The sequence below is a fragment of the Paracoccus sp. SMMA_5_TC genome (assembly GCF_009696685.2).
GTDB lineage: Bacteria > Pseudomonadota > Alphaproteobacteria > Rhodobacterales > Rhodobacteraceae > Paracoccus.
Genome location: NZ_CP102355.1, coordinates 1,501,165 through 1,524,616, shown reverse-complemented (window position 1 = coordinate 1,524,616; position 23,452 = coordinate 1,501,165). Strand labels below are relative to the sequence as shown.

Genomic DNA, 23,452 nt, shown 5'->3' with positions numbered 1-23,452 from the left:
CCTTTCCTATTCTGCCGCCAGATGCTGATCCGGTTTGCGGGCCGGATCATGAAGCGGCAGCTCCAGCTCGAATACGGCACCCCTGCCGCCCTCGTCCGACGCATTATGCGCGGTCAGGCGGCCGCCGAAATCGGCCGCGATCCCCGACGAGATCGCCAGCCCCAACCCGGTTCCTTCACCCGGCTTCTTGGTGGTGAAGAAGGGTTCGAACAGATTCTCAAGATCAGAAACACCCGGACCGTTGTCGGCCACGGACAAGAATGCGTGAGACCCGGAACTGATCGTGATCTCGATCGCGGGATCGCGCAATCCCTTGGTCGCATCGATGGCATTGCGCAACAGGTTGATGATGATCTGTTCCAGCCGGATACGGTCGCAATAAACCATCACCGGATAGCGTGGCGTGTTGCGCAAAAGGCGGATGGTCCGCGACCGCAACTGCGGCTCCATCATCACCAGCGCGCTGGACAGGGCCGCGCGCAGATCGACCGGCTCGAAAGCCTCGCCACCCTTGCGGGCATAGGATTTCAGCTGTCGGGTGATGGCGCCCATACGCTCGACCAGGTCGTCGATGCGCTGGAAACTCGACAGCGCCTCCTCGGCGCGTCCGCGCTGCAACAGCAACCGCGCGCCGGCCAGATAGGTTTTCATGGCCGCCAAAGGCTGGTTCAGTTCGTGACTGACGCCGGCAGACATTTCGCCCAGCGCCGCCAGTTTCGAGGATTGCTGAACCGTCTGTTCCGCGACGCGCAATTCCTTCTGCATGCGCTCGCGTTCGGCAATCTCGCGCGTCAGGCGCTGGTTCAACGCGCGCAGATCGGCCGATTCGCGCATCCATGCGGCCGATTCCACGCGCGCGCGCCGCGACAGCAGATAAAATACTGCCGCAAGCAGGATCGCGAAGCCCATGATGACCATGGCCAGCACGGCATTGACCCGCTCGCGCACGGAATCATAGGTGGTGAAAGCGATCATCTTCCAGCCGCGAAACGGGATGCGCGTTTCGGTCTGCATCACCGCGCGGCCTTCGACATAGGCATCGGCCGGGGTCGCGGCCCAGTCCGCCGTCACCTGAAATGCCCGCGCAATGGCCGAGGGCGCCGAGCGCACGGCCAATGCCTCGGGCAGGGTCAGGCCGCGCCAGCGCGGTTCCGTGGACAGGATGATCTGCCCGGCACTGTCGGTCACGGCGATCGCGTCCGATATTCCGGCCCAGGATCGCACCAGCCGGCTGAGATCCGCGCCGACCACCACCACGCCCAAGGTGCGCCCTTCGGCTACGACAGTGCGGGAATAGGCGAATTCATACGCCCCCTGGGGCGAGGATGACACCGTGAATACGGTATCCTTCGACCGCATCGCCTCGACAAAGAACGGCTCTTGCACGTAGTTCGTGCCGATCAGGTTGCGATCGGTCGAGCCCACCGTGCGCCCCGACCCGTCCAGCAGCTTGATCGAGGCGGCTGCGATTTCCTTTTGCGATGAAATCAGCCGCGCAGAGGTCGCGGAATAGTCATTGCTCAGCAGCGCCGAGATCAGCGCCGGGTCGCGGGCCAGCAATTGCGGCACCACGGATGTGCGCTGCAATTCCGACAACAGGTTGCCGATATACAGCGCCGAGCGCAATTCCGTGCGCACCCGGGTGGTTTCCGAAAAGCGGGCCGTCAGCCAGGCATTGGTGAACCAGACCGTGCCGGCGGCGACGATCAGCAGCAGCGCGACGGCGCCGCGCAGCCCCCAGCGACTGCCGGGGCCGGCCCGGCGGTCGGCGGGCATGTCTGGACTGTCTTGCTCGTTCATGAGCCTCCGGCAAGGCCCCGGGTGGGGTCAGACCAATCTAGTGCGCGCGGCCGGTCCGCTCAAGTCAGGCCGTTACCAGTTCGCGCACCAGCGACTGGAACAGCCGCCCGCCGGCATTGCCCCCATGCGCAGGATCGGCGGCGCGCTCGGGATGCGGCATCATGCCCAGCACCCGGCGGTTTTCGGACAGCACCCCGGCAATATCCTCGACCGAACCGTTGATCCCGGGCGCATAGGTAAAGGCAATCCGGTCCTGATCGCGCAGTGCCGCCAGGCCCTCGGCGTCGATCTGGTAATTGCCGTCATGGTGGGCGACCGGGATGCGTATTTCCTCGCCCCGCGCATAAAGCGCGGTAAAGGCGCAGCCAGTCGTGGCCACGCGCAGGGTCACCTCGCGGCAGATGAAGCGCAGGCCCGCATTGCGCATCAGCGCCCCCGGCAACAGGTTCAATTCGGTCAGCACCTGGAAGCCGTTGCAGATGCCCAGCACATACCCCCCGCGGGCAGCGTGGGCGCGCACCGCATCGGCGATGGGGGAATGGGCGGCAATGGCGCCGCAGCGCAGGTAATCACCAAAGGAAAATCCGCCCGGCAGCGCCACCAGATCCGTGCCCGCCGGCAGCGCCTTGTCCTTGTGCCAGACGCGCGCCACCTCGGCCCCGGCCTGGGTCAGGGCAACGGCAAGATCGCGGTCGCAGTTCGATCCGGGAAAGGTGATGACGGCGGCTTTCATGGCAAACTCCAAGTCTGGGCTTGGCACCCCCATAGCCGAACGGCGCGGCGCTGTTAAGCGGGTTTGCGCGGCCGGACGGCATGACAAGGGCCGGGATTTCCCCCGGCCCCGCCTGATCCGATGGTGTGGCTCAGCCCGCCAGCGCCTTGTTCAGGTATTCATCGACCTTTTCCAGATAGCCCATGGTGGTCAGCCATTTCTGGTCCGGACCGACCAGCAGCGCCAGATCCTTGGTCATGTAACCATCCTCGACCGTCTGCACGGTCACACGCTCGAGCGTTTCGGCAAAGTTGCGCAGCGCCTCGTTGCCGTCCAGCTTGGCGCGGTGCTTCAGCCCGCCGGTCCAAGCATAGATCGATGCGATCGAGTTGGTCGAGGTCTGGTTGCCTTTCTGATGCTCGCGATAGTGGCGGGTCACGGTGCCATGCGCGGCCTCGGCCTCGACCGTCTTTCCATCCGGCGTCATCAGAACCGAGGTCATCAGCCCCAGCGAGCCGAAGCCCTGGGCCACGGTATCGGACTGAACGTCGCCATCATAGTTCTTGCAGGCCCAGACATAGCCGCCCGACCATTTCAGCGCGCTGGCCACCATGTCGTCGATCAGCCGGTGTTCGTAATGAATGCCCTTGGCCTTGAACTGATCGGCGAATTCCTCGTCATAGACCTTCTGGAACAGATCCTTGAAACGACCGTCATAGGCCTTCAGGATGGTATTCTTGGTCGACAGATAGACCGGCCAGCCCTTCATCAAACCGTAATTGAACGACGACCGCGCGAAGTCGATGATCGACTGGTCGAGGTTGTACATGCCCATGACCACGCCCGATCCGGGGGCCTGGAACACCTCACGCTCGATGACCTCGCCGTCATCGCCGACGAATTTCAGCGTCAGCGTGCCCTTGCCGGGAAAGCGGAAATCGGTGGCGCGATACTGGTCGCCATAGGCGTGGCGGCCGACGACGATCGGCTTGGTCCAGCCGGGCACCAGGCGCGGCACGTTCCGGCAGATGATCGGTTCGCGGAAGATCACGCCGCCCAGGATGTTGCGAATGGTGCCGTTGGGCGATTTCCACATCTGCTTCAGGCCGAATTCCTCGACCCGCGCCTCGTCCGGGGTGATGGTGGCGCATTTGACGCCGACGCCGTATTGCTTGATCGCATGGGCGGCGTCGATGGTGATCTGGTCGTTGGTGCGGTCGCGCTCCTCGATGCCCAGGTCGTAATATTTCAGGTCGATGTCCAGATAGGGAAGGATCAGCTTCTGCTTGATGAAATCCCAGATGATCCGGGTCATTTCGTCGCCGTCGAGTTCGACGACCGGGTTGTCGACCTTGATCTTCGACATGGATATCCCCCTTTGTGGCGTTGCAAGGCTGCTTGCGCGGCTATAGCGGCAAACCGGCCGAAAGAAAAGCCGGTATGCAAATGTATGCCGAAAATCGATCTGGGCCTCAGGCCGCGAAATGCGCTTTCAGACGCAGATCCAGATAACGCCAAATATCTGGCGCGCCACGGTCGATCCAGACCCCTACCCGGCTTTCCACTTGGGCATAGCCGACATCATATTCGACCCAGCCCGCCCCGCCAGACGCCAGGTTCTGCATCAGCGGCTGACAGCGATCCAGCGCCTTGGCAAAGATGGCATCGGCGCTGCGGGCTTCCTCGAACTCGCGCCACAGGGCCAGAAACCCGGCGCCGGTGGCGGCGGGCAGCAATCCGAACAGGCGCTGCGCCGCGGCCAGTTCGGCCTGCCTGCGCTGGTCCGAGCCATGCGCCTGACCGTTGGCCGAATGGATGGGCACGTCCCCCACATCGATTTCGACCAGATCGTGCAACAGCAACATGCGGATTGCGCGGCCGACGTTGACCCCGGGCCCGGCCTGGTCGGCCAGCACCAGCGCATAAAGTGCCAGATGCCAGCTGTGTTCGGCAGTGTTTTCCCGGCGGGAGCGGTCGATCAGCGTGTTGGCGCGCAACACCGATTTCAGGCGGTCGGCCTCGATCAGAAAACGCAACCGGGCGGCCAGATCGCGGGATGCGCTGTCATGTTCGGGCAGGCATTGGCCCGCCAGCAGGCAGCGCGCGGCTTGCATCACCGCCGGCCATTCCCGGTCCAGTCGCGCGGCGCGGCCGCGATCCAGATTATCCCGCACGATCTGAAGATGCGCGGGCAGCGGCGCGGGCGCGCCCAGAACCTGGAACAGGGGTTGGACATGATCCATGCGCAACGCCTGCCGGGCAGCGGCGGTGCGACCTGACGCGAACTCGTCCCACAGGCCGGCCAGAGGCGCCGGTTCGGGCAGGATCCCGAACAGACGCCGTGCTGCTCGCGCCTCGGCCAAGGCCACGGCATCGGCGTCATGGGGCAGATGGATCGGATGGTCGCCGCAATCGATTTCCACCAGATCGTGCAGCACCAGCATGGCCAGCGCCCGGTCGCTGGCGCCAAAGACCATGCCGTAAAGCGCGCCATGCCAGCTGTGTTCCGCGCTGTTTTCCGCACGGCTCAGATCCGACAGGACATTGGCCCGGCTTACGGATTTCAGCCGGTCAGCCTCGTTCAGGAATGCAAACTGCCGGGCCAGCCTGTCCGACATCGGCTAGCGCGTGTTCTCGGTCAGGCGCCGACGCACATAGGATTGCACCTTGTCGATCATCGGCTTCATATGCGCCTCGTCGTCACGGAAGAAGTGATCGGCGCCCTCGATTTCCTCATGCGTGATGGTGATGCCCTTCTGTTCGCGCAGCTTGGCGACCAGGGCATGGGTATCCTTGGGCGGCGCCACACGATCCGCGGTGCCGTTGATGATCATCCCCGATGAAGGACAGGGCGCCAGAAAGCTGAAGTCATACATGTTGGCCGGCGGCGCCACGCTGATGAAGCCGGTGATCTCGGGCCGGCGCATCAGCAGCTGCATGCCGATCCAGGCGCCGAAGCTGAAACCCGCGACCCAGCAATGCTTGCTGTTGGGGTTCATCGACTGGAGGTAATCCAGCGCCGAGGCGGCATCCGACAGTTCGCCGATGCCCTGGTCGAATTCGCCCTGGCTGCGGCCGACGCCGCGAAAGTTGAACCGCATCACCGTGAAGCCCATGCGGTGAAAGGCATAATGCAGGTTATACACCACCCGGTTGTTCATCGTGCCGCCATACTGGGGATGGGGGTGCAGGACGATGGCGATGGGCGCGTCGGGATTGGGCTGCGCGTGATAGCGGCCTTCCAGGCGACCTTCGGGACCGGGGAAAATCAGTTCGGGCATGGGCTTCCTATGAAACTCGGGCTTTCTTGACCCTGTGGCGGTGCGGCTCTAGATCGTCAATCTGGGAAGCGCGACTGCGACAGGCAAGACGCATCAAGCAGGCCAATGGGGCTTAGCCCCGGGCTTGCGCTTCGTCAATGCCGCCGAGAAGCGGAGGGGTGGAATGAAACTGTCGACAAAGGGTCGCTATGCCATGGTAGCGCTGGTGGACCTGGCCATCGCCAAGGGCGACGAACTGACCTCGCTGAGCGAGATTTCGCGCCGGCAGGACATTTCGCTGCCCTATCTGGAACAGTTGTTCGTGCGGCTGCGCCGGGCGGGTCTGGTCGAATCGGTGCGCGGGCCGGGGGGCGGCTATCGCCTGGCGCGCACGCCCGAGACCATCCGCATCGCCGAGATCTTCGAAGCGGTGGATGAAACCGTCAGCGCCCTGCATGTGGGCGCCGGCGCCTCGGGCGGGGTGTCGGGGTCGCGGGCACAGACGCTGTCCAACCGGCTGTGGGAAAGCCTGTCGGCACATGTCTATGTGTTCCTGCACAACCACACCCTTGCGGATGTGGCGCGCAATCAGCTGCTGCCCTGCCCCGCCCTGCCCAAGATCCTGTCGATCGTGGACGAATAGCCGCCAGGATCAGCTTTCGGGTTGTTCCTCGAACAGAACCCCGATGGCGATGGTCTTGTCGGCGCGCTCCAGATCGGGATCCGAGGCGATCATCACCGGGTTGGGCGCATCTGCCAGCGGCACCACGGTGCCGCGTTGGTCGAACTGCACGCGCTTCTTGTGGTAAAGCCCGATCGACGGCACCAGTTGCACGCCCTCGAAACCGGCCGGGACGACGAAATCCAGCGTGACCGCGTCGTTCATCTGTTCCGGCACATATTCGGCGATGCTGGCATAGATGCCGGTGGACTGACCGCTGGGCTTCATCAGCTCGCCCCACAGGGTATAGCTGTAGCCCGGCACCAGGTTTTCATGCGCAATCCGCGCCCGGATCGTCCCGCCCTGACCGTCAAGACGCTGATCGCCGTCGGCGGCATCGCTGGCGCTGACCTTGACCCGCTGGATCGCGTGGACCTGGATCACCCGTTCGGGACTGGAATTGTCGACGATCTGTGCCAGTTCGGCCGCATCAGCCGCCTCGTCGGGGCCGACCCGCCCCTTCAGCAGCGTGACATGCACGGCATAGTCGATATTGAAGCTGGTGCGATTTGCCGGCACCGGCAGCTCCAGCTGCGCAACCCCATCCGCGCTTTCGGCGACGAAGGAGACATAAACCGGGGCGCCCACATCCTGCCCGTCGCCCAGATGATGAAGCTGGCCCACCAGGGTATAGTCCTGACCGGGCAGCAGGCCTTCATAGCTGATCGTGTCGCGCACCGTGCCACCAGTGCGCATGAAGAAACGATTGTCGTCATCGACATCCAGCGCCACCCCGCTCAACTGCACCTGCGGCCGGGCCTCGGCGTGCAGATCGCCCAGCGGCGGGACCACGGTCAGCGCCGCCAGAACGCCGGTGGACAGAAACGATTTTACGGTCATTCCACTGCCTTTCATGTTTCCTGCCCGGTTAGTTCCATGCCCTTCGCCTTGGCAAGCAGCGGTTTTCCGCCCGGCAAAAGCCCGCGCAGCCCGCCAGCACGCAGGCATGTTCCCGCCGGCGCGCGTTCGGCGCGTGGCGAAGCGTGCAGCAGATGCGCACAGCCTTTGCCATGACCCGCATCGTCACGCGCCCGTCACGCTTTCTTGCGAAATCCGGCACATGCCCCTAAATGGGCTTTTCCGTCCGATCCTGAACGGCGCCGCAAAACGAGGATTCCCGTGTCCGATCTGCAAACCCCCTATTACCTGATCGACCTGGCCAAGCTGCGCCGCAACATGCAGCTTATCCAGCAGTTGCGCGCGGAATCGGGTGCGAAATGCCTGCTGGCGCTGAAATGTTTTGCGACCTGGTCGGTTTTCGACTTCATGCGACCGTTCATGGACGGCACCACCTCGTCGAGCCTCTTCGAGCTGCGGCTTGGCCATGAGGAATTCGGCAAGGAAACCCACGCCTATTCCGTGGCCTGGGCCGATCACGAAATCGACGAGGCGCTGGGTTACGCCGACAAGATCATCTTCAACAGCCTCGGCCAACTGGACCGATTTGGCGCCCGGGCGGCGCAGCGCGGCATCACCATGGGCCTGCGGCTGAACCCGCGCTTCTCGACCTCGGGCTTCGATCTGGCCGATCCCGCACGGCCGTTCTCGCGGCTGGGGGAATGGGATCTGCCGCGGCTGGAACAGGCGCTTGACCGGATCTCCGGCGTGATGATCCACTACAATTGCGAGAACGGCGATTTCGACCTGTTCGATGCCCAGCTGTCGCGGATCGAGGCCGAGTTCGGCGCCTTTCTGGAAAAGCTCGACTGGGTCAGCCTTGGCGGCGGCATCCATTTCACCGGCGAGGGCTATCCCTTGGAACGGCTGGCAGCCCGGCTGAAGGCATTCCAGCAGAAATTCGGCGTGCAGCTGTATCTTGAGCCGGGCGAGGCCAGCATCACCCGCTCGACCACGCTCGAGGTGACGGTGCTGGACCTGATCCACAACGGCAAGGATGTCGCCATCGTTGATTCCAGCATCGAGGCGCATATGCTGGACCTGCTGATCTATCGTGAAACCGCCAAGCTGCCGCAGGACGGGGACCACGTCTATCAGATCGCGGGCAAGACCTGCCTGGCCGGTGACATTTTCGGCGACGGCCGATTTGCCGCGCCGCTGCAAGTGGGCGACCGCATCAGCATCGCCGATGCGGCCGGTTATACCATGGTCAAGAAGAACTGGTTCAACGGTGTGGCCATGCCCGCCATCGCCATCAAGGAAGAGGACGGAACGATCCGCACCATCCGTCAGTTCACCTATCAGGATTACAAAGCCAGCCTGTCGTGATCAGGCGCCAACCACCCCCCTTTCCCAGCCCCCGAAAAGGAGAATGAATTGGCCAAGAACGTGCTCATCATCGGCGCCGGTGGCGTCGCCCAGGTGGTCGCGCACAAGGTGGCGCAAAACGCCAAGGAATTCGGCGACCTGCACATTGCCAGTCGCACCGTCTCCAAGGCCGAGAAGATCATCGAGAGCATCCGTGAAAAGGGCCATTCGGTCACCTTCACCGCCCATCCGCTGGATGCCATGGACAACGCCGCCGTGGCCGATCTGATCCGCAAGACCCAGGCCGGCATTGTCATCAACGTCGGCTCTGCCTTCGTCAACATGACCGTGCTGCAGGGCTGCATCGACACCGGCGCGGCCTATCTGGACACGGCCATCCACGAAGATCCGGCCAAGGTTTGCGAAACCCCGCCCTGGTATGCCAATTACGAATGGAAGCGGCGCGAGGATTGCGAAAAGGCCGGCGTCACCGCCATCCTTGGCGTCGGCTTCGACCCCGGTGTCGTCAATGCCTATGCCCGTCTGGCCGAGGACGAATATTTCGACAAGATCGAATCGATCGACATCGTCGACATCAATGCCGGCAGCCACGGTCGCTGGTTTGCCACCAATTTCGACCCCGAGATCAATTTCCGCGAATTCACCGGCACGGTCTATTCCTGGCAGGGAGGCGAATGGCGGCAGAACAAGATGTTCGAGGTCGGCCGCGAATGGGATCTGCCGGTGGTGGGCAAGCGCACCGCCTATCTGTCCGGCCATGACGAGGTCCACAGCCTGTCTGCCCGCTACAAGGACGCGGATGTGCGTTTCTGGATGGGGTTCGGCGAACATTACATCAACGTCTTTACCGTGCTGCAAAACCTGGGGCTGCTCAGCGAACAGCCGGTCAGGACCGCCGAGGGGCTCGAGGTCGTGCCGCTGAAGGTGGTCAAGGCCGTGCTGCCCGACCCGGCCAGCCTGGCCCCCGATTACGAGGGCAAGACCTGCATCGGCGATCTGGTCAAGGGCAGCCGCGACGGCCAGCAGGGCGAGGTGTTCATCTACAACGTCGCGGATCACAAGGATGCCTATAACGAGGTGGGCAGCCAGGGCATCAGCTATACCGCCGGCGTGCCGCCGGTCGCCGCCGCCATTCTGGTCGCGCGCGGCACCTGGGACGTCAAGAAGATGGTGAACGTCGAGGATCTGCCGGCGCGGCCCTTCCTCGAATTGCTGGGCGAGCTGGGCCTGCCCACGCGCATCATCGATGCAACCGGCGACCACCCGCTGTAAGCGCTCGCGGGCGCCGTCGGCTGCGGCTGCCGGCGCCCGCCATCTCTGGACGAGGCCGGATTTCATGGCATGATCGCGTCACACATCACGGATGATTCGCGACATGCCCGAACCCGAGATCAGTGAAAGCAGGCCCCGTCTGCGCATCGGTTTCCTGCTGACGCCGCGCTTTACCCTGTCTGCGTTCGCAACCTTCACCGATGTCTTGCGCCTGGCGGCTGACGATGGCGATGGATCACGGCAGATCCGCTGTCGCTGGCGGGTGCTGTCGGCCGACATGGGGCCGGTGCAATCGTCCTGCGGCGTCCGGATCGAGCCTGACGAGCGCCTGGGCGATCCGACGCGTTTCGACTATGTCATCACCGTCGGCGGTCTGATCGACGGCGGCCCGGGCCTGTCGCCCGACCAGGCCGCATTCCTGAAACGCGCCGCCTTGGCAAGGGTGCCGCTGGGCGGGCTTTGCACCGGCGTCTTTGCCCTGGCCAGGATCGGGCTGATGGATGGCTACCGCTGTTGTGTCAGCTGGTTTCACCATCAGGATTTTCTGGCCGAGTTCGACCGGATGCGCCCGGTTTCCGATCAGATCTTCGTCGTGGACCGCGATCGGCTGAGTTGCTCGGGTGGTGTCAGCGCCGCGCATCTGGCAGCCTTTCTGGTCGACCGTCACATCGGCCGGGCGGCCGCGCGCAAGAGCCTGTCGATCCTGATGATCGACGAACCGATGCAGGGTGATCGCCCGCAACCGGGCCTGCCGCTGGAACTGAACGCCCGCGACCCCCTGGTGCGACGCGCCCTGCTGGCCATGCAGCAGAACCTGCACGCCCCCCTGCCCATCGCCCGCATCGCCCGCGATCTGGGCGTCGGCCGGCGCAAGCTCGAGCGGCATTTCAATGCCGATCTGGGCATACCGCCGGCAGACGCCTCGGTCCGTATTCGCCTCGCACAGGCGCGGATGCTGCTGGCACGCACCGATCGCACGGTGACCCGGATTGCCGAGGAAACCGGGTTCTGCGATGCCTCGCATCTGATCCGCGTCTTTCGCGAGGCCGAAGGCACCACCCCCGACCTGTGGCGCCAGCAGAACGCCGCCAGCATGGCCGACGACTTCTAGCCCGGCGCGTTGCTTGACAGCAGCCCGCAACAGCCATGGAATCCCCGGATAATGGCCCCGCCATCCGGTTGGATTACAGGAGCACGAGATGCCAAGCAAAGCCACTGTCAGCGGCGTCCTGATGGACGCCACCCTGGCGCCCATTGCCGCGGGCAAGATCATCGCCACGCTGAACGGTTCGGACATGTTCGACGGCGGCGCCCATATCGTCACCCAGAAGGTGGAAACCACCACTAATGCCAGCGGCGCCTGGTCGATGGAACTGATCGTCAATGCCGAAGGCGACGCTGCCAGCACCACCTGGACGATCGAAGGCTATAACCAATACGTCGCCAAGGTGTTCGAGCTGAAATCGCTGTTCATCGCCACACCGCTGCCGATTACATTGGGCGATCTGGACAAGACCAGCGCCCATAACCTGAAGGCGGCGCGCGATCTGGCGTTGTCGCGGCTGATCCTGGTGGATGACTTTGCCGAATACGAGGCGCTGCCGGCGGCGCAACGTCGCGACAACGACATCATCCTGGTCAAGGGGGTCTGAGATGGCGGTGCAGATTCTCGGTGGCATCTCGGCCCGCCTGTTCGATGACATCAAGACCCTTCGGGTCGACGGGCGGGCCGCGACGTTGCTTGACGCAACCGGCGCGGTGCTGGTCGACAGCGTCCAGACCCTGCCCCCCGTTATCACCGAACAACCGCAGATCCTGCCGGCAAGCGCCGGACCCGGCGACAGCGTGACGCTTAGCCTTGGCACGGCGAGCGGGCAGCCTGCCCCCCAGCCTATCTGGGACTTCACCCGTGATGGCGTAAGCATCCGCGGCGGTGTCGACAGCTTCATGGCGATCGAATTGCCCGGCCCCGGGCTTTATGAACTCAGCGTCCGCTGGGAAAACGGTGCCGGACCGGCTGCGGTCGCCACCACAGCGCAGTTGCAGGTCCAGTTGCCGACCCTGCCCGCCCCGCCCATCGACTATGCGCAGGTGGCGCTGGCTTATATCGATGCCCAGACCCCGATCAGCGGGACAGATACCGATGTGACGGCCGTCAACGCTCTGGGAACCGGCGCACTGCGGCTGGTCAAGACCGGTTCCGGCGCCGCCATTCGGCGCACCGCCGCCGGTTTTGTCTTTGCCGACGGCGCCTATCTTCAATCGCAAACGCTGAGCGGGCAGCCCACGACCGACGGGCTTTTCGCCGTCATCGATTTCACGCTGGACAGCTATGGCAGCAGCGTGGGTCAATTGCTGGACGGGGGTGGCGGACATGTCAAGTTCCGCAACAATGCCGGCAATTTGCAGACGGTGGGTCAGGACGATACCAGCGTCGCCCTGAACCTGGGTGGCACGGTCTATGGACAAAGAATGGTGCTGGCGGCGCAAATTGACGATGTGCAGGATCTGTTGTCGGCCATAACCCCTGCCGGAACAGAAATCAGCGTGCCCCATCCCGGTTTGTCGGATCCGGCCATCACCCGCGCAAGCATGGGACGTTATCTGATCGGAACCATTCACCGCCTGGTCATCGTCGGCCGGGCCGAAGGCGCTGGATGGCCAGTAACCATGGCTGAGGTTGTCGCGGATTTTCGGCGGGGGGTGTGACGGCCCCCGCAGCAACCGTCACCTCGCTCGAACTGATGCCCACTTATGGACAGAGCGAGAATCGGCCCACAGCCAGCGATCTGGCCGCCACCATTGACGCCGCAACATCGGGACAGGTGTTCTATACTTTCGGGCTGGCAACGGAATCCGGGACACCGGTCGGTCCTGATGGCGCCGGACTGGTTGCCCTGGATCAGACGCGACAAGCCGCGGGTTTCATGGTCGCGAACGGCCTGGGACGGGTTTCGCCGGCCTATACCATGCAACATGCGCGCGCAGCCACCTGGCGGCAGGAGGGACAGACGGCACGGGGTGTGCTGATCGCCGATCACGGTTTCGGCGGGCAAGCGATCGAGCGTTGGAACCCCGCCGATGCCAGCCCCATCGGCCGCAACCAGTTGCACTGGATGCGTGAAACGGCGCGGCTGGCAGCGGATGCAGGCATCCTGGCGACCTGCCCCTATGTCTGGCTGTTCCAGGGCACCTCGGCAAAAAATCAGGAAGGGCCGGCGTATCGTGCGGCATTCGAGGCTGCCCATGCCGCCGTCACGGCCGAAGCGGCCCGTCTGTTTGGCGCCGCGCCGCGCCTGATGGTGGTGGTCAACGGAGCTGATGTGAACACGATCGGCGACCGTTACGACACGCCGGGCGTCCAGTATCGTCTGGCCGTGGATAACGACGGCATCATCGGCACCTGGCAACGCCTGTTTCCGATCCGCGACCGGAACATCCACCTGGGCCCAGAGTCGCAGATCCTTGTCGGCGAGACCTGCGCTTGGGCTGCCTCCGAGGTCGAATCGGGGGCGGCGTGGAACATCACCTACTCTGTCGCCAAGTCAGGCAGGACGGTGACAGTGGATTTCGCGCTGCGTCCGGGCGAAACGCTGATGGAACGTGCGGGACTATATGCGGATTATGGCGGCGCGGCCACCTGCGCATATTTCGGCTTCGAGGCTCAGGGAGGCATTGTCGATGCCGTGGCTGACCTGCACGGTAACCGGGTGACATTGACGCTGGCGACACCCGAGGCAGGCTGGTTCCGCCTTGCCCATCAGGTGCAGGACTGTTCGGACATGACCGATGCCAATGGCATGACCATGTCAGCCCATCGCAGCACCTTGTTCGGCAGCCACACCCGTCCCAGTCGTTTCCTGCCCGGCCAGACGCTGTGGCGCCCCGTGCCCGGTTTTCGCGGTCGGTTCGTGGGGGACCAGTTCCTGCCTGAAGGTTAAGGGCCTTTCATTGGCCGCGTCATCGCGGCCAATGAAATCTTGCGCGGCGTTTCCCGTTATCCTGACCTGTCAGACGAAATCATAAACATTGGCCAACAGGATCGTATCGCCCGTGTTGAATGTCAGCAGGGTGCCATTCGCCATTTCGGCGGCGCGATAGCTCATTCCGGCGCTGAATTGCAGCACGTCGCGATCGCTGTCGAAGGCCAGGATCGTGTCGTGACCGAAACCAGGGGCAAAGATCAATGTATCCACATCGGCATCGGCCGGCGCGTCCCAGCGGTAGAAGTCGCCATTTGTAGAGATCAGGTCGTTGCCGGCACCGCCGATGATGGTGTCCCGGCCTTCGCCACCCTCGAGCGTATCGTTCCCAGCCGAGCCGACAAGTCGATCATTGCCCCAGCGCGTGTTCCACTGGAAACCGATATCCGCAGCGACCCTTGCCCGCGAACCATCCACCGTATCATCGCCCCAGTGCGTCCACCCCTGCTCAAAGCCCTGAAAGCGCAGTGTTGCCTTGGCTGCGGTGGCCGGATCGGTTCCGACAGTGGCCACCCCCTGAAAGGCGCCGTCGCTGCGCGTCGCATTGATGACCACATCTGCGCCTTTTTCACCGGCGCCGTCGCCGCCTTCCCACACCCAGACATTGATCAGATCCTGCCCGCCGCCGCCGTAGATCGTATCGTTCCCCGGATTGTGCCAATGTGCATCGCCAAGGCCCCAGCGGATATTTTCGTTCCCCTCGCCGCCATAGATCAGATCATGACCCAGACTCGACTGGATGAAATCGTCGCCCCCACCGGCCCGGATGGTGTCATTGCCGCTGCCGCCATCGATGATATCGTTTTCGCGAGATCCCGTGATCTCGTCATGCCCGGCACCCGCATAGATGGTAAGCCCGTGCACAGGCGTCCCGTCATGGGCGGGTTTGATCGCGGCGCTTGCCCCGCGAATGGTATCGTTCCCGTCGGTGCCATGCAGCCTTTCGACCCCGGTAAAGGTCAGGCTGCTTTGTCCGATCCGGACCACGCCATCCTCGGTCGAGGAAAATACCACCAAGGCACCTTGCTTGCCCAGAAGATGCAGCCTGTCGCCGCCCGTGCGTTCAAGATAGGGGTTTGGATCGTAGGCCTCGGCCAGGTCGCCGCCATGAAAGACATCGTGCCCCCCGGGCTGCCAGTAAAGCGCGTCGATGCCAGGCCCGCCCAAGAAGCTGTCATTGCCGGCAGTATTCCATCGAATGATATTTTCGGTAGGCATCCGTTCCCCATGTCACGCTGCAATTGACCTCCACCCGGTCATCCTGACCGGGTCAGCAGACGGCCTTCCAGTGCGGGTCCGGGCACTGCCTGTCGTTCCCCTCACAGCCACCGACTGACGGAACGAACCAAGCACAAGGACGTAAACATCCCTTTAATCGCCAATGGCGACCTTGCGTCACAATAAGTTACTGCGTGGTAACCCGAAGTTACGGTTCCGGAATCACGATTTTGGCGGGTTGCGGGATACTTTCATGGCATCGACTCTGCGGCCCCATGGCCAAGCCGCGCCCGGTTCGGCTGGCACCACCTGCGAGAGCGGCCCGCGCGGCAGAGATTCGGCCGCTATTCCGGTTCGACAAGTTCGAGGTAGAACCCAACGAGTTCGTAATGAATTTAAATACATGGTGACCCCGACAGGACTTGAACCTGTAACCTGCCCCTTAGGAGGGGCTGGCACCCCACGCAGAATAAGGGAAACCGTGCAGAAAACGCCACCCCCATACAGCGCATGTTCCCGTTTCGTGCAGGGGTTCGCAGTGGTCAACAGGTCCAGCGAACCAAAGAGCATCCCCTTAACGCCCCACCACAGAGGAATGACGCCATGAAGAAGGGCGCAGTCCAGATCGCGCATGAACTGGCCGATGCCGCTGAGCTAGCGCGCCTAGCTGGTGATACCGCCGCGTCTCTCGCGCTGGCCGTGAAGGCGATGGAATACCTGCAACTGGCAAAGCTGCTTGAGGACAGCCTTGCTGCCCACCCCCGCGACCAGAAGGAGATGACATGAGCGACCTGTGGACCCGCTGGCAGATGGGAGAGACCATCGAGGCGCTGGCAAAAGAGCATGGCGTGACACGCGGGAGAATGCGTTATCGGCTCGAAAAGCTGGCGAAGGGCAGGCGGGCCGTGCAGATGCACGAGGCCCTGCGGCTCATTTCCATCAGCGACAATCTGGACCTGCCGCCACATGAGGCGCATGCGCGGTGCGTGCAGATCGCGAAAGCTGCGCTATCGCCCCAGCCCCCGGAGGACGCGCGATGACATGCGCCACCTGCGCCGCCCTGCTGAACGAGGCCCTGAACCTGACCGTGCGCGGTCGCACCCTCGACGGCATCCAGCGTCGGGCTGACACGCTGGCGGTATCGGCAGACCCGGAACGCTGGCAGTCGGATGGTCTGTTTGACCGCTACGTTGAGCGACACAACTGCGAATGCGATCCATGGCGGCATATCGAGACGCGCAGCCTGACCCCGCAGCTATGGGCAGAGGATCAATTCCAGCGCGACCTGCACGATTGGGAGATGCGGGCGCGGAAGCACATGACCGAGCATATGGAGGACGCGCGATGAGTGACGACCTGATAGAGCGGCTGCGGGACTTTACCGAGGAAGATGCCTACGCCATCAGGAGATGATGATGCCTTGGCACGATGGTTTTGACGTTCCCCCCGCGCAATCGCCGCCATTCCTCCTGGCCGCGCGGGCACCTCGGGCGGCGGCATGACGCTGCCGCCAGCTTTTCCAACACCGTCAACGGAGATTGACATGAACGCCCCCCACCACATGAACGCCGTCGAACTGCGCGCCTATGAAGGACTGCTTGAGGCGCAGAGGCTGGCACATAAGACCGCGACCGATGCCGGATGGTATCTCGACCCAGCCACCGGCGAACCCGTCACTCGCAACTTTGGCGAGGTAGTGGCCCTGATGCACTCGGAACTGTCCGAGGCGCTTGAGGCAGACCGCAAGGGGCTGATGGACGACAAGCTGCCGCACCGCGACGGGCGCGAAGTCGAGTTTGCCGACTGCATCATCCGCATCCTCGATACCGCTGCCGCTCTTGGCTTGGACGTGGCTGGGGCTGTGATCGAGAAGAACCGCTTCAACAAGCAACGGGCCGATCACAAGCTGGAAAACCGCGCCGCTGGCGGGAAACGCTACTGACGCCAGCTTTTCCAACACACCGGCATAGGAGCCGAGACGATGACCACAATTTTCGCAGATACCCCGAAATACAACGGACAGCGCGGCGATCACGCCAGTGTAACCGTTAGCCCGCTTGGTGACGTTCTGATCCGCGCAGTTGATGTTGTCGCAGAGGAAGCCGTGACCATCGCCATGTCTCCCGATCAGGCGCGGGCATTGGCAACCGCTATCGTTGTAGCAGCGAATGACGCGGAGAAGGGCGATGTCTGACGGGATCAAGCTGAGCGACCACCAAATCGAAGCTGCCATTGCCGAGGTGAAGCGCGTCACGCGAATTGCCGACGAAATCGGCATGGGCGACCGCTGGAAAGGGCGCGATTTCACCAATCAGCAGGAGGAATACGATCCGACGCCTGTTGATGAGGCCATCGCCACCATCCTGAACGCGGTTGTTTCCGGCAGGCTGGTGCCCGCCACCCCATCCCTTGCTACGGATACAGCGGAAAGAACCGCCCGCGCACTTCTGGACAATTCGACCGCGGGAGAAGGGCAATGACCGCCACCAGATACCTCACGTTCATCGGGATGAACGGGCCGATCACCGGAGACGAGGCGATCCGCCGTTACCCCGATCCCAAGTTTTTCGAGCGGGGCAGCGCCCGCATGACGCACGATGAAATCCGGGCGTTGACCATCGCAACGCCTACGAGATGGAGCACGTAATCGGGATGATCCGGTCCATGTCCGGGCCGACGCGAGGAAGCCGTATGACAAAGAAAGCCCTGCCGTTCAGCGCCAACCTGCTGCACGATATGCGCGTCCTGGTGGACATGCACGGCGGCGAGGCTGGACGACCATACCTGTGGGAGAAGTGACATGGACGATTTTGCACGCCGAACCAAGCACCTTCTCGAATGGCTGGAAAAACAGCGGAAGGATTACGCCGACATGGTGACGGATGCGGGTGATTCATCGCTTTGGTGCAAAGACGAAGCCGAGAATATCCGCGACCACATCAAGACCGTTGAGGCGATGCGCGACCATATCGAGGAACTGGACTTTCTGCGCCATGAAGGGGGACCACAATCTGTTTCCGCGATGGAAGCCTGCCTCCGTGAAGTGTGCCTTCCTGCTCTGCGCCGATCCGCTGAGGATTTGTTTCGCTGTGTCTCCGTGCGCAACGATCCCGCCTCCGTCAGCGGATCCGACTGGCGCGACATTGCCGAGGACATGGAGGCGGTGATTGCGGTGGAAGCGTTCACTGGCCGGCCGGATGACGAGTATGGCCGCACGCTGAACCCGATCCTTGACGCGCGCATGTGGGAGGCCCACCGATGACCGACTGGCGCAGTATCCCCGTGAAGGACATTGATTGGCGGATGCTTCACGCCAGGTTCGGGCGCACCGCGCATGCATTGCGCCGCCTCTGCCTGCCCCGCGTCAACAACCAGACGCCGGTATCATTCGGCAGCGGGTCGTGGTCCGAAATGTCGCTGGGCGCGGTTGCCGACATGGGGGCGCGTCAGATCATGCGCCACCATGATGTTGGGCCGAAGGCTCTTGCCACCCTGCAAGCCATCACCGACCTTGCCGCGTCGGAGAGCCTGCCGATGATCGGCAGCCCCGCCACTGACGCGATCAAGCCGACGATGGCGGGCAAGGGACCCTAAAGCGCGGTCTTGAGAAGCCAGTCGCGCCCTGCCGGTCCCTGCGCATCACCCCACCAGCAGGTAGATAGCCGCGCTGGCACCGATCCAGATGCACAGCGCCCGGCGTCAGGGGTGACAGCCGTCGTGTAGCTGGTCCAGCAGCCGCAGCCCTGCCCGCTGGCTGTTAGCCCCGCCGTCCTCGACCAGCGCCGCTGCCAGCGCCTTGCGGGACGCCTCGGTGCCGTCACAGATCGCGGTCTGGCTTACCGGCGTGCTGGCGCAGGCGGTCTGCAACAGAAGCGTCGTCAAGATCATCAGTCGATACATCGTCCATCCTCCTGCGCGTCTCTCGATAGGCCGCATCCTCTCGCGCCTGTGCATCCGCCCTGCCCTGTGACCGGCCCTTGAGCCATGCCGCCACGACAGCGACAACGGCCCCAAGCGCGCCGATAAGCCACGCCGTCACGGCGCATCCGCCTGCTTGACCAGCCGGCCCAACACCCCCAGCGCCAGCAGCGCCGCCGTGCCATAGCTGACCCAGTTATCCGGCACAGCCGCCCGCAGATCCTCGGGCAGTTCGGCCCATGCCAGTTGCACCGCCGCGCCAAGCGCCATCGCCTGCGTCGAGTAGTAGCGCCACGTCTGCCGCCAATCCGATACCAGTTTCATTTCTTCGCTCCGAAAATCGCGGCCAGCGCCGCAAGGATTGCCGCCAGCAGGCCGGGCTTCTTGGCCAGTGGCGGGGCTGGCTGAATAGGTTTTGGCTGCGGCGGCGCGGTCGCTGCCGCCCGCAACGCGCGCTCATAGCCTTCGGCCAGGTCCGCAATCTGGGCCGCCCGATCCAGCCCGTTGATGACGCGCCGCGCGCCGACGTAATCGGGCTTCGGCCCGTCGAGGAAATCGGCAAGGCGCTTGCCGGTGAATATCCCCGCCCTGCTGCCATCGACCAGCAGCCGCGCCGCCACGGTCGGGTTCAGCGCCGCCGAGGGGTCGCGCACGAGGTCAACGCCCACCAGCTTCCCGGCGCGCGCGTAGTTATCCTTGTGCGTGATCTGGACATAGCCCCGCCCGAACCACGCCTTGCCGTCTACGTCACGCCGCCAATAGGGCTTGCTAACCCATTTCAACTGCCCCTTGGACCACGCGGCATCCAGCCGGCGGATAGCCTGGTCGTCGCTCGTCGCCAGCGTCTCGCGCACCGGCTGCATCGTCTTGGCGGTCTCGTGATGCGCGGTCGCCAGCAGATAGGCCCGGTGCGCCAGCGGCAGTCCATCGGTGGCCTTGAGCAGGATGTTCAGCCCCTGCACCTGCGTTTCCGTCAGTTTCCCGCCGAACATGGGGCGCACCGCCCCGAAAAACGCCGCGCTGTTCATGCCGGCCACCATTCGTCCACGCCCGCAAGCAGGATGCTGTCGCCGCCCGCCCAATAGATGCGGTCGTCGCCCCCCAGCGCGTCCAGAAACTGTGCGGGTTCAAGGCGTAGAATGTCGGGTAGATTCGTGGGCATGGTGTGGCCTCATTAAATGAAGAACCCCGCCAGTGGCGGGGCATGTGTCAGGGGTGATGCGATGTTCAGGGGGTGCTGTTGTCATGGGGCAGGCGTTCCAGCTTGCCCTTGATTTCCCTCACGGTGTCCAAGATGAGCGTCAGTCGCTCATCCTGCCGGGCGGATGACTGTTCGATCTGGCGCAGGCGGCCTTCGTGGCCTGACAGCGTGGTCCGCGTCTCTACGGCCATTTTCTCCGCCGCCTCGATGCGTTGATCCTGCCGGCCCGACCAGACAGCGATGCTGACCAGCAGGCCGCCGAACATGGCGATGGTCCCCATCAGCGACAGGACATTCCCGAGCGTGATGCGATTTTCGATGTGGGGCATCATAACGCCCCCCGATCGTTCATGGTGCCGGGCGAGTAGGTTTCAAATGGGTTGACAGGCACAATTTCCTCCTATGCCACGGGGCCAAAAACAAAGGCATCGCCGACGAAGTTGCCGGAAAAGCTGGGCAGCGCCCGCCGCAACACCTGCCCCGGATAGGCGGCGCTGGCGAATGTCTCCGATGCAAATAGCGTCGTGCGATGCGCCGAATATGTCAGGCCCGCGCCATCGACATGGGCCCGCACATCCTGACGCTGCATGGCGAAGCGCAGCCACGCCGCGCCGGGATCTTCCAGCGTGATGGTGACACTGTTCCCGTCAAGATCGGGGACAGCCGACATAATCCCGCCCGACGCCTCGAATCCATAGTGCTGGCATGTCGCCGCGCCGCCATAATCGGCATAGAAGTTGGGCAGGTTGGCCAGGGTCTCGCCGGGGCGAAGGTCGAAGCTGACCGTAACCGTCGCTCCTGATTTGGTTACGCTCGGCCAGGGAGTCCATTTACGCCCCGCCTCGTCCTCGATGATCGCCCGCGCGATGATCTCGCCGATCAGGACGCGCACCATGGCGCTGGGGTGAATGTTCTGGTCAGCGATTGGCCAGATGCGCTGGCTCGTCGCGATCAGCCCGGCATAGGCCTTGGTCACATCGTGATGGGCGGCAGTGACGTGGTAGGCTTCCGACCTCGTATCCAAGTCGGCGCCGGTCTGGACTACAACCGGACGCGGGATCTGACCGAAATCCGACTGGCACCAGCCGCGGAACTGGTCCCATACCTGTTCAACCGCCTCGCGCGCTTCGGCATAGGTCTGCGTTTTGGCGCTGGTGCCGACAAAATGCAGCAGATACGGGGCCTGTGGCGTCCACCCGGCTGCAATCGCCAGCCGCCGGGCCTCCTGCAACCAGTATCTGTTGTTCTCGCCGATGTAACCTGGATAGGAGGTCAGATACTGCTCGGCCAGCACCCCCCCGAACCCGTTATCCCCGATCAGGACCCCCCGGCTCGCAGGCTGCGCCGCCGCCCACGCATATTGAGCGGTGTAAACCGTGGACGCGCGCCCGGACATGGCCCCTGCGGCCAAGCCAAAATCGACAGCGGGCACAGACTGGTTCAGCTGGTCCGGTCCCGCGCCCCAGATAGGCGAGGCTCCCTTGCCGACAATCTGCAACCCACGGATATATACACCCCGCGACTGGCCCAACGACAGCATAGCCGACGACGCGGCGTTGTCAGCGACGGGACGCCCCTCCGATTGGATCAGCGCCGGCAGCACCCGCAGATGTGTGAATGGCCCGAACGCCGCGCCCGCACCAATGGCGGTAAGCGCGCTTTCCAGAGTCATCGGCCAAGCCCCGCCGGCGGGCCTCTCGATCAGGGCGAATTTGCGAAGTGTTCCAGTGAAATTAGACGCGATCTGCAACACTGTCGCGGTCACGTCTGCCGTGGGCGCGACCGTATCGGTCAGCACGTCGCCATTCATGAAATAGCGAACGCGGCCGCCGGGGTTATCCCACTCGACAGCCAGCAATTGCACGGCATTAAGGGCCAGCGACGTCCCGGACGGGATATTGCGGACAGTTCCCCCCGCGTTGTGCTGATACTGCACCGCGCCGGGGGGCGTGGTGCCGGAATAACGCAGGCCAAGGATGCTGCTGCTCGACAGCGCCCCTAAAACTGATGCAGCCGATGCGTCAAGCGATGTCATGACAAATTCGGCGATCAAGATGCAGCCTGACGCCGCGCTGATGGTCGGGTTGACTTGCAGGCGCTTTCCGTCTGCAAAAACAAATCCATCGGCCGATTTCTGCACATCCGCCCCGGACCCGGTGGACGGGATCGACAGCGCCATGGTGCCATCGTTGACTACAGCAGTAACGGCCGAGGCGCTGCCGGTGATTGCACTGTCCTTGTCGATATATATTTTAGCGGCGGCCTTCAGGTCGGCCAACGTCGGCGGCAGGACCGGTGCCGCGACCGTCCACGCAACCGATGTTGCCGCGACCGACCCGGCAGAGTTAGTCCATGTTACCGCAAACAGGTAGCTGCCCGAATCGGTGATCTCCAGCGCCATGAACTGGTCAACCTGGTCGCTGATGTTGACCCCGTTACGTGTCAGCGTCCAAGTCGCGGTCGGCGCCGGATTTCCAGAAGCGACCCCCAGGAACAGGGTGATGCTGTCTCCCACGCTCGGGGTCGCTGGCAGGATCGCGGGTTGAGTCGTGATCGTCGGTGCAACTGGTCCGGGCAGCAGGGATTGGCCCCGCCAATCGCGCAGGTCGCCCTGCACCGGAATCCCGTCCGCGTCGGTGACATGGACCGCGACGATGTTGCGAGCGATGTAGTCGCGCATCGTCAGCCCCGCACCAGATAGACCGTGTTCGGCGATTTGGGATTGATCGCGTCGTATTGAGCCTGCGTAACGATAACCAAGGCTGCGGGCCTGACCGCATCCATCGCCCGAGTCTCGAACGCAATATCTTCAAGGGTTTGCATGGTAGTGCTGGCCTTGACGTAAAGTTCGGTCGGCCATGTCACCCGCGACCCGTCCGAGAATGTCAGCGCCAAACGGTAACGGCTCGTCCCGATCATGCCGACGCTGTTGGGCCACAGGCTGACCGTAAAATCCCCGGTCGCAGTCACTACCGCCGCCGTCACTGTCCCCGCCGTGATGCACTCCCCGGCCTCGAAATCCGATGCGGTCAGCGTGAATGTCGCCGCAGTCAGCGCGGCATCAGCGCCGCCGGCGGTCTTGAAGCTACCCGTGATCGTAGTTTGTGAAATCGGCATCCGTCCCTCGAAATGAAAAAGCCC

30 protein-coding genes are annotated in these 23,452 nt (G+C 63.5%); 16 read left to right on the top strand and 14 right to left on the bottom strand.

Annotated features, from left to right (window positions below; genetic code table 11):
* Nucleotides 1-6: 6 nt before the first annotated feature.
* The 5 genes from GB880_RS07890 to GB880_RS07870 form a co-directional block, all read right to left on the bottom strand.
* Nucleotides 7-1,800, bottom strand: coding sequence for a sensor histidine kinase (locus GB880_RS07890; RefSeq protein WP_442793747.1), 1,794 nt, complete (start codon nt 1,798-1,800; stop codon nt 7-9).
* Nucleotides 1,801-1,864: 64 nt separating this feature from the next.
* Nucleotides 1,865-2,533: a phosphoribosylformylglycinamidine synthase subunit PurQ gene (gene purQ / locus GB880_RS07885; RefSeq protein ID WP_154490510.1), complete on the bottom strand. Its 669-nt coding sequence runs from the start codon at nt 2,531-2,533 to the stop codon at nt 1,865-1,867.
* Nucleotides 2,534-2,663: 130 nt separating this feature from the next.
* On the bottom strand, nt 2,664-3,878 hold the full coding sequence (locus tag GB880_RS07880) for an NADP-dependent isocitrate dehydrogenase (protein ID WP_154490512.1): 1,215 nt from the start codon (nt 3,876-3,878) through the stop codon (nt 2,664-2,666).
* Between the two features lie 106 nt (nt 3,879-3,984).
* Nucleotides 3,985-5,130: an HD domain-containing protein gene (locus GB880_RS07875; RefSeq protein ID WP_154490514.1), complete on the bottom strand. Its 1,146-nt coding sequence runs from the start codon at nt 5,128-5,130 to the stop codon at nt 3,985-3,987.
* A gap of 3 nt (nt 5,131-5,133) precedes the next feature.
* Nucleotides 5,134-5,793 carry an alpha/beta hydrolase gene (locus tag GB880_RS07870; protein ID WP_154490516.1) on the bottom strand — a complete coding sequence of 220 codons (660 nt, stop codon included), beginning with the start codon at nt 5,791-5,793 and terminating at the stop codon, nt 5,134-5,136.
* 163 nt (nt 5,794-5,956) lie between these two features.
* Here GB880_RS07870 and GB880_RS07865 point away from each other — a divergent pair, with 163 nt between their 5' ends.
* Nucleotides 5,957-6,415: an Rrf2 family transcriptional regulator gene (locus tag GB880_RS07865; protein WP_154490518.1), complete on the top strand. Its 459-nt coding sequence runs from the start codon at nt 5,957-5,959 to the stop codon at nt 6,413-6,415.
* 9 nt (nt 6,416-6,424) lie between these two features.
* Here GB880_RS07865 and GB880_RS07860 read toward each other — a convergent pair whose 3' ends face one another.
* The gene (locus tag GB880_RS07860) at nt 6,425-7,333 is read right to left on the bottom strand and encodes a VaFE repeat-containing surface-anchored protein (protein ID WP_195840759.1); all 909 of its coding nucleotides are present in this window, start codon (nt 7,331-7,333) and stop codon (nt 6,425-6,427) included.
* A gap of 336 nt (nt 7,334-7,669) precedes the next feature.
* Here GB880_RS07860 and GB880_RS07855 point away from each other — a divergent pair, with 336 nt between their 5' ends.
* The 6 genes from GB880_RS07855 (at nt 7,670) to GB880_RS07830 (ending at nt 13,932) form a co-directional block, all read left to right on the top strand.
* Nucleotides 7,670-8,719, top strand: coding sequence for a carboxynorspermidine decarboxylase (locus tag GB880_RS07855; RefSeq protein WP_229774277.1), 1,050 nt, complete (start codon nt 7,670-7,672; stop codon nt 8,717-8,719).
* 48 nt (nt 8,720-8,767) lie between these two features.
* On the top strand, nt 8,768-9,991 hold the full coding sequence (locus tag GB880_RS07850) for a saccharopine dehydrogenase family protein (protein ID WP_154490524.1): 1,224 nt from the start codon (nt 8,768-8,770) through the stop codon (nt 9,989-9,991).
* A 103-nt stretch (nt 9,992-10,094) separates the two neighbouring features.
* Nucleotides 10,095-11,102: a GlxA family transcriptional regulator gene (locus GB880_RS07845; RefSeq protein WP_154490526.1), complete on the top strand. Its 1,008-nt coding sequence runs from the start codon at nt 10,095-10,097 to the stop codon at nt 11,100-11,102.
* Between the two features lie 88 nt (nt 11,103-11,190).
* Nucleotides 11,191-11,643 (top strand): hypothetical protein, encoded by a 453-nt coding sequence (locus GB880_RS07840; RefSeq protein WP_154490531.1) that lies wholly within the window; start codon nt 11,191-11,193, stop codon nt 11,641-11,643.
* A 1-nt stretch (nt 11,644) separates the two neighbouring features.
* Nucleotides 11,645-12,700 (top strand): hypothetical protein, encoded by a 1,056-nt coding sequence (locus GB880_RS07835; protein WP_154490534.1) that lies wholly within the window; start codon nt 11,645-11,647, stop codon nt 12,698-12,700.
* A complete protein-coding gene (locus GB880_RS07830) occupies nt 12,697-13,932 on the top strand; it encodes a hypothetical protein (protein ID WP_154490537.1) in 1,236 nt (411 codons plus the stop codon). The genes GB880_RS07835 and GB880_RS07830 overlap by 4 nt, the downstream gene beginning before the upstream one ends.
* A 69-nt stretch (nt 13,933-14,001) precedes the next feature.
* Here the strand turns inward: GB880_RS07830 and GB880_RS07825 are convergent, their stop codons facing one another.
* The gene (locus GB880_RS07825) at nt 14,002-15,192 is read right to left on the bottom strand and encodes a calcium-binding protein (protein WP_154490540.1); all 1,191 of its coding nucleotides are present in this window, start codon (nt 15,190-15,192) and stop codon (nt 14,002-14,004) included.
* Between the two features lie 603 nt (nt 15,193-15,795).
* On the opposite strand from GB880_RS07825, the gene GB880_RS07820 reads away from it, so the two are divergent.
* The 9 genes from GB880_RS07820 (at nt 15,796) to GB880_RS07780 (ending at nt 18,786) form a co-directional block, all read left to right on the top strand.
* The gene (locus GB880_RS07820; protein ID WP_154490543.1) at nt 15,796-15,978 is read left to right on the top strand and encodes a hypothetical protein; all 183 of its coding nucleotides are present in this window, start codon (nt 15,796-15,798) and stop codon (nt 15,976-15,978) included.
* On the top strand, nt 15,975-16,232 hold the full coding sequence (locus GB880_RS07815; RefSeq protein WP_154490546.1) for a hypothetical protein: 258 nt from the start codon (nt 15,975-15,977) through the stop codon (nt 16,230-16,232). Before GB880_RS07820 ends, GB880_RS07815 begins: the two co-directional genes overlap by 4 nt.
* Nucleotides 16,229-16,540, top strand: a complete 312-nt coding sequence (locus tag GB880_RS07810; protein ID WP_154490549.1) for a hypothetical protein — start codon at nt 16,229-16,231, stop codon at nt 16,538-16,540. Before GB880_RS07815 ends, GB880_RS07810 begins: the two co-directional genes overlap by 4 nt.
* Nucleotides 16,541-16,735: 195 nt before the next feature.
* Nucleotides 16,736-17,134 carry a hypothetical protein gene (locus GB880_RS07805; protein WP_195840758.1) on the top strand — a complete coding sequence of 133 codons (399 nt, stop codon included), beginning with the start codon at nt 16,736-16,738 and terminating at the stop codon, nt 17,132-17,134.
* A 39-nt stretch (nt 17,135-17,173) separates the two neighbouring features.
* On the top strand, nt 17,174-17,386 hold the full coding sequence (locus GB880_RS07800) for a hypothetical protein (RefSeq protein ID WP_154490552.1): 213 nt from the start codon (nt 17,174-17,176) through the stop codon (nt 17,384-17,386).
* Nucleotides 17,379-17,672 (top strand): hypothetical protein, encoded by a 294-nt coding sequence (locus tag GB880_RS07795; protein ID WP_154490555.1) that lies wholly within the window; start codon nt 17,379-17,381, stop codon nt 17,670-17,672. Before GB880_RS07800 ends, GB880_RS07795 begins: the two co-directional genes overlap by 8 nt.
* Nucleotides 17,669-17,839 carry a hypothetical protein gene (locus tag GB880_RS07790; RefSeq protein WP_154490558.1) on the top strand — a complete coding sequence of 57 codons (171 nt, stop codon included), beginning with the start codon at nt 17,669-17,671 and terminating at the stop codon, nt 17,837-17,839. Before GB880_RS07795 ends, GB880_RS07790 begins: the two co-directional genes overlap by 4 nt.
* 153 nt (nt 17,840-17,992) lie before the next feature.
* Nucleotides 17,993-18,454, top strand: a complete 462-nt coding sequence (locus tag GB880_RS07785; RefSeq protein WP_154490561.1) for a hypothetical protein — start codon at nt 17,993-17,995, stop codon at nt 18,452-18,454.
* Nucleotides 18,451-18,786 carry a hypothetical protein gene (locus GB880_RS07780; protein WP_154490564.1) on the top strand — a complete coding sequence of 112 codons (336 nt, stop codon included), beginning with the start codon at nt 18,451-18,453 and terminating at the stop codon, nt 18,784-18,786. Before GB880_RS07785 ends, GB880_RS07780 begins: the two co-directional genes overlap by 4 nt.
* A gap of 105 nt (nt 18,787-18,891) precedes the next feature.
* Here GB880_RS07780 and GB880_RS07775 read toward each other — a convergent pair whose 3' ends face one another.
* The 7 genes from GB880_RS07775 to GB880_RS07745 form a co-directional block, all read right to left on the bottom strand.
* Complete coding sequence (locus tag GB880_RS07775; RefSeq protein WP_154490567.1) at nt 18,892-19,092, bottom strand: hypothetical protein; 201 nt, start codon at nt 19,090-19,092, stop codon at nt 18,892-18,894.
* Nucleotides 19,093-19,227: 135 nt separating this feature from the next.
* The gene (locus GB880_RS07770) at nt 19,228-19,434 is read right to left on the bottom strand and encodes a DUF7940 domain-containing protein (protein WP_154490570.1); all 207 of its coding nucleotides are present in this window, start codon (nt 19,432-19,434) and stop codon (nt 19,228-19,230) included.
* Nucleotides 19,431-20,138 (bottom strand): glycoside hydrolase family 19 protein, encoded by a 708-nt coding sequence (locus GB880_RS07765; RefSeq protein ID WP_229774275.1) that lies wholly within the window; start codon nt 20,136-20,138, stop codon nt 19,431-19,433. Before GB880_RS07765 ends, GB880_RS07770 begins: the two co-directional genes overlap by 4 nt.
* Nucleotides 20,135-20,272: a hypothetical protein gene (locus tag GB880_RS07760; RefSeq protein ID WP_154490576.1), complete on the bottom strand. Its 138-nt coding sequence runs from the start codon at nt 20,270-20,272 to the stop codon at nt 20,135-20,137. Before GB880_RS07760 ends, GB880_RS07765 begins: the two co-directional genes overlap by 4 nt.
* Before the next feature lie 65 nt (nt 20,273-20,337).
* Nucleotides 20,338-20,643: a hypothetical protein gene (locus GB880_RS07755; RefSeq protein WP_195841221.1), complete on the bottom strand. Its 306-nt coding sequence runs from the start codon at nt 20,641-20,643 to the stop codon at nt 20,338-20,340.
* 68 nt (nt 20,644-20,711) lie between these two features.
* Nucleotides 20,712-22,991: a hypothetical protein gene (locus GB880_RS07750; protein WP_154490582.1), complete on the bottom strand. Its 2,280-nt coding sequence runs from the start codon at nt 22,989-22,991 to the stop codon at nt 20,712-20,714.
* 2 nt (nt 22,992-22,993) lie between these two features.
* On the bottom strand, nt 22,994-23,428 hold the full coding sequence (locus GB880_RS07745) for a phage upper tail fiber protein (protein WP_154490585.1): 435 nt from the start codon (nt 23,426-23,428) through the stop codon (nt 22,994-22,996).
* Nucleotides 23,429-23,452: the final 24 nt, after the last annotated feature.

Coding starts and splice junctions, on each gene's coding strand:
- GB880_RS07750 (WP_154490582.1), bottom strand. CDS start 22,991: ATGCGCGACTACATCGCTCGCAACATCGTCGCGGTCCATGTCACCGAC.
- GB880_RS07795 (WP_154490555.1), top strand. CDS start 17,379: ATGTCTGACGGGATCAAGCTGAGCGACCACCAAATCGAAGCTGCCATT.
- GB880_RS07865 (WP_154490518.1), top strand. CDS start 5,957: ATGAAACTGTCGACAAAGGGTCGCTATGCCATGGTAGCGCTGGTGGAC.
- GB880_RS07775 (WP_154490567.1), bottom strand. CDS start 19,092: ATGTATCGACTGATGATCTTGACGACGCTTCTGTTGCAGACCGCCTGC.
- GB880_RS07800 (WP_154490552.1), top strand. CDS start 17,174: ATGACCACAATTTTCGCAGATACCCCGAAATACAACGGACAGCGCGGC.
- GB880_RS07810 (WP_154490549.1), top strand. CDS start 16,229: ATGACATGCGCCACCTGCGCCGCCCTGCTGAACGAGGCCCTGAACCTG.
- GB880_RS07790 (WP_154490558.1), top strand. CDS start 17,669: ATGACCGCCACCAGATACCTCACGTTCATCGGGATGAACGGGCCGATC.
- GB880_RS07880 (WP_154490512.1), bottom strand. CDS start 3,878: ATGTCGAAGATCAAGGTCGACAACCCGGTCGTCGAACTCGACGGCGAC.
- GB880_RS07890 (WP_442793747.1), bottom strand. CDS start 1,800: ATGAACGAGCAAGACAGTCCAGACATGCCCGCCGACCGCCGGGCCGGC.
- GB880_RS07860 (WP_195840759.1), bottom strand. CDS start 7,333: ATGACCGTAAAATCGTTTCTGTCCACCGGCGTTCTGGCGGCGCTGACC.
- purQ (WP_154490510.1), bottom strand. CDS start 2,533: ATGAAAGCCGCCGTCATCACCTTTCCCGGATCGAACTGCGACCGCGAT.
- GB880_RS07770 (WP_154490570.1), bottom strand. CDS start 19,434: ATGAAACTGGTATCGGATTGGCGGCAGACGTGGCGCTACTACTCGACG.
- GB880_RS07820 (WP_154490543.1), top strand. CDS start 15,796: ATGAAGAAGGGCGCAGTCCAGATCGCGCATGAACTGGCCGATGCCGCT.
- GB880_RS07875 (WP_154490514.1), bottom strand. CDS start 5,130: ATGTCGGACAGGCTGGCCCGGCAGTTTGCATTCCTGAACGAGGCTGAC.
- GB880_RS07785 (WP_154490561.1), top strand. CDS start 17,993: ATGGACGATTTTGCACGCCGAACCAAGCACCTTCTCGAATGGCTGGAA.
- GB880_RS07815 (WP_154490546.1), top strand. CDS start 15,975: ATGAGCGACCTGTGGACCCGCTGGCAGATGGGAGAGACCATCGAGGCG.
- GB880_RS07765 (WP_229774275.1), bottom strand. CDS start 20,138: ATGAACAGCGCGGCGTTTTTCGGGGCGGTGCGCCCCATGTTCGGCGGG.
- GB880_RS07835 (WP_154490534.1), top strand. CDS start 11,645: ATGGCGGTGCAGATTCTCGGTGGCATCTCGGCCCGCCTGTTCGATGAC.
- GB880_RS07870 (WP_154490516.1), bottom strand. CDS start 5,793: ATGCCCGAACTGATTTTCCCCGGTCCCGAAGGTCGCCTGGAAGGCCGC.
- GB880_RS07855 (WP_229774277.1), top strand. CDS start 7,670: ATGCAGCTTATCCAGCAGTTGCGCGCGGAATCGGGTGCGAAATGCCTG.
- GB880_RS07755 (WP_195841221.1), bottom strand. CDS start 20,643: ATGATGCCCCACATCGAAAATCGCATCACGCTCGGGAATGTCCTGTCG.
- GB880_RS07745 (WP_154490585.1), bottom strand. CDS start 23,428: ATGCCGATTTCACAAACTACGATCACGGGTAGCTTCAAGACCGCCGGC.
- GB880_RS07840 (WP_154490531.1), top strand. CDS start 11,191: ATGCCAAGCAAAGCCACTGTCAGCGGCGTCCTGATGGACGCCACCCTG.
- GB880_RS07780 (WP_154490564.1), top strand. CDS start 18,451: ATGACCGACTGGCGCAGTATCCCCGTGAAGGACATTGATTGGCGGATG.
- GB880_RS07760 (WP_154490576.1), bottom strand. CDS start 20,272: ATGCCCACGAATCTACCCGACATTCTACGCCTTGAACCCGCACAGTTT.
- GB880_RS07825 (WP_154490540.1), bottom strand. CDS start 15,192: ATGCCTACCGAAAATATCATTCGATGGAATACTGCCGGCAATGACAGC.
- GB880_RS07805 (WP_195840758.1), top strand. CDS start 16,736: ATGAACGCCCCCCACCACATGAACGCCGTCGAACTGCGCGCCTATGAA.
- GB880_RS07845 (WP_154490526.1), top strand. CDS start 10,095: ATGCCCGAACCCGAGATCAGTGAAAGCAGGCCCCGTCTGCGCATCGGT.